General features: G+C 42.3%; 4 protein-coding genes. 1 reads left to right on the plus strand and 3 read right to left on the minus strand.

Annotated elements, in window-relative coordinates; translation table 11 throughout:
• The 3 genes from QZZ35_RS10375 to QZZ35_RS10385 form a co-directional block, all read right to left on the minus strand.
• Positions 1-307: ATP-binding cassette domain-containing protein (locus tag QZZ35_RS10375; protein WP_291237335.1), on the minus strand; the 307-nt coding region annotated here is incomplete at its 3' end.
• Between the two features lie 17 nt (positions 308-324).
• Positions 325-1,707 carry an NCS2 family permease gene (locus QZZ35_RS10380; RefSeq protein WP_291237336.1) on the minus strand — a complete coding sequence of 461 codons (1,383 nt, stop codon included), beginning with the start codon at positions 1,705-1,707 and terminating at the stop codon, positions 325-327.
• Between the two features lie 53 nt (positions 1,708-1,760).
• On the minus strand, positions 1,761-2,585 hold the full coding sequence (locus QZZ35_RS10385) for an MBL fold metallo-hydrolase (protein WP_291237337.1): 825 nt from the start codon (positions 2,583-2,585) through the stop codon (positions 1,761-1,763).
• Positions 2,586-2,721: 136 nt separating this feature from the next.
• On the opposite strand from QZZ35_RS10385, the gene QZZ35_RS10390 reads away from it, so the two are divergent.
• The coding region (locus QZZ35_RS10390; protein WP_291237338.1) for an ATP-binding cassette domain-containing protein at positions 2,722-3,160 on the plus strand (439 nt) is incomplete at its 3' end.

Below are 3,160 nucleotides of genomic sequence, written 5' to 3' on the forward strand. Positions count from 1 at the left end.
TCAGATTGCTCTGTATAAGCCAATCCGTGTCTGACACCCCATCAAGGGCATAAGATGCAACGGTAGCCTTCTTGGGAAAAACCGGATTTTGAGGCATATAGGCAATTTTCAGCCCGTTCTGTCGAACGATCTGTCCTTCATCCGGTTCTTCGACACCTGCGATCAACTTGAGAAGCGTAGACTTACCGGTTCCGTTGATTCCAACGATTCCGATTTTATCCCCCTCCTGAATGCCGCAGGATGTATCATCAAAAATCACTTTATCACCAAATATTTTGTAAATATGTTCAATATTAAGAATGTTCATTAATAGTCCTCCGATATTTATAAAACAATGTATTTTATAATAAACAGTATAACACATATATACATGAGCATACTGATTTTTTTCTCCTTAAATCTGCCGGTCAGAAGATGAATGACCACATAGGATAGGATGCCCATAACAATGCCCTCGGAAATACTGTAAAAAAAGGGCATGGCGATGATGCAGATATAGCAGGGTATAGCTTCAGCAAGATCTTTGAAATCGATATTTACCACATTCGCCATCATGTAAAAGCCCACCATAATTAATGCCGGTGCTGTGGCAAATGAGGGAATTGCCAAAAATACAGGAGCAAAAAATAATGACAGAATAAATAAAAATGCAGTCGTCAGACCTGTAAGTCCGGTTCTCCCGCCTTCGGTCACACCGGCAGCACTTTCGACATACGTCGACACCGTGGATGTTCCAAGCATGGCCCCGACTCCCGTACCGACAGCATCCGCCATCAAGGCACCTTTCACATGCTCCAGTCTTCCATGCTCATCAAGCATTCCCGCTTTCACCGATACCCCCATCAAGGTTCCAAGTGTATCAAAAAGATCTACAAAAAGAAAAGCAAATATAACGACCGCAAAATTTAATGAAAAAACCGAACGAAAATCCATTTTTAGAAAGACCGGCCTTATATCCGGAATAAGAGCCGAACCGATAGCATCCGGAAACAGGCTGTCGCATCCAAGTTCCGGATCCGGCACATAAATGCCGGTAATTTCACAGACCATCCCCAAAAACCAGGTAATAAGCATCCCCCACAAAATATTGCCTTTCACTTTCTTTGTGATCAAAACAGCCGTCACAAGTATCCCGATCATTGCCAGAAGAACTGTAATCCCCACATTTTTAAAGGATGCCTCCACATTGTAAGCACGATTATAGCCTGCGATTGAAAATAATTCAAGCAGATTATTGCCTTTAATCACTATGCGGCTGTTCTGGAGCCCGATAAACGCAATGAACAAGCCGATACCGACACTGACAGCCTCTTTTAAATTGGCAGGAATTGCATTAAAAATAGCTTCACGGATATTAAGAGCTGAAAGAATAATAAACAAAATTCCCTCAATAAATACTGCAGCCAACGCAGTCTGCCACCCGTATCCCATACTGCCGACGACCGTGTAGGCAAAATAGGCATTCAGCCCCATTCCCGGAGCCAGTGCAAACGGATAATTGGTAAAAAGGGCCATACATACCGTGCCGATGGCAGCTGCCAGAGCGGTTGCCGTAAAAACAGCACCCCGATCCATTCCCGCATCGCCGAGTATGGCAGGGTTAACCGCAAGAATATAGGCCATCGTCATAAAAGTGGTGATTCCGGCCAGAACTTCGGTCATCACCGTCGTATGATTCTCCTTCAATCTGAAAAACTTTTCTAACACTTTTGCCCTCCGTAAAAATATTAGATGCATTCTTAAAGAAGATTTTCCAGACGTCACCCCAGATTCACAGAATCCCCGCAGTGCATATAAAAGAGCTGATCCCCCATAATGTTTTTCATCTCTTCATATGGGATCCGGTCGGTGCAGTGACCTGTATAAAATTTCGTCGGATAGGTTTTCAATATTTCGGCTGTTCTTCGAATAATTTTCATATCTTCGTTGGAATAACCATTTTTCTGCATCATATGGAAACCACTGATCACGATATCCGGTACCCTTCCCCGCAGTTCGAAAGCCTTATCTAAAATATTTAAAATACCGTTATGGGCACATCCGGAAATCAAAACTTCCTTTCCGTCGCCGGACAGGATGAGATACTGTTCATGGTCAAAGTCATCCTGGACCCAATCATCTGAAATCTTCTTTTTCAACTTTAAGTTACCCGAAGGCCATAATCTTCTTCCTGTCACATTTGTAAAAAGAAATATCTCATCGTCGATCGTCACATTCCCCTCAACCAAACACATCTGTTCGCAAGACTCCAGTTCTTTCTTCAATCCGATATAACGCTCACTTTTATGGCCTTTATGATAATAATTCCCAAAAGCAGACGGCCTTATGTATATTTTTGCCTGAGAATTTATTTTGACAAAATCCGAAATACCGCCGCCGTGATCGTAATGACCGTGACTTAAAATCACCGTATCCACTGACTCAAGATCGATTCCAAGTTTTTTCGCATTGTCAATAAATGCTCCGCTGGCTCCTGTATCCACTAATAATTTATGTTTTTTTGTCTCCACGTAAATGCTGAGACCATGTTCACATGCACAGCCGTTGACACCCGGTGTGTTTTCCATTAAATTGACGATTCTCACACTGCACCTCCAAAAAAAGTCTGTATTAAGAATTATAACACAGGTTTTATTGAAAGTTCTTGCAAATTTACAGATTTTCGATACAATAGAGAATAGCGTCATTCTACAATAAGCAACACAGAAAGGTATTGAATTCATGATTAGTGCAAACAATGTCACTTTACGTTTAGGAAAACGTGCGTTATTTGAAGATGTAAATATTAAATTCACAGAAGGAAACTGTTACGGACTGATCGGTGCCAACGGTGCCGGCAAATCCACTTTCTTAAAAATTCTTTCAGGAAAACTGGAACCGAGCAAAGGCGATATTACAATGAATCAGGGCGAGCGTCTCTCTGTTCTTGAGCAGGACCATTACAAATATGATGACTGCCAGGTACTGGACACAGTCATCATGGGTAATGCCCGCCTTTATGAGATCATGAAAGAAAAAGATGCGATCTATATGAAAGAAGATTTCACAGAAGAAGACGGTATGCGCGCCAGTGAGCTTGAAGGTGAATTTGCCGAGCTGAACGGTTGGGAAGCTGAAAGTGATGCGGCCATTCTTCTTAACGGCCTCGGAATTGAACCGG

It is taken from the genome of Frisingicoccus sp., assembly GCA_016298055.1.
In the GTDB taxonomy this organism is placed as follows: domain Bacteria; phylum Bacillota; class Clostridia; order Lachnospirales; family Lachnospiraceae; genus Frisingicoccus.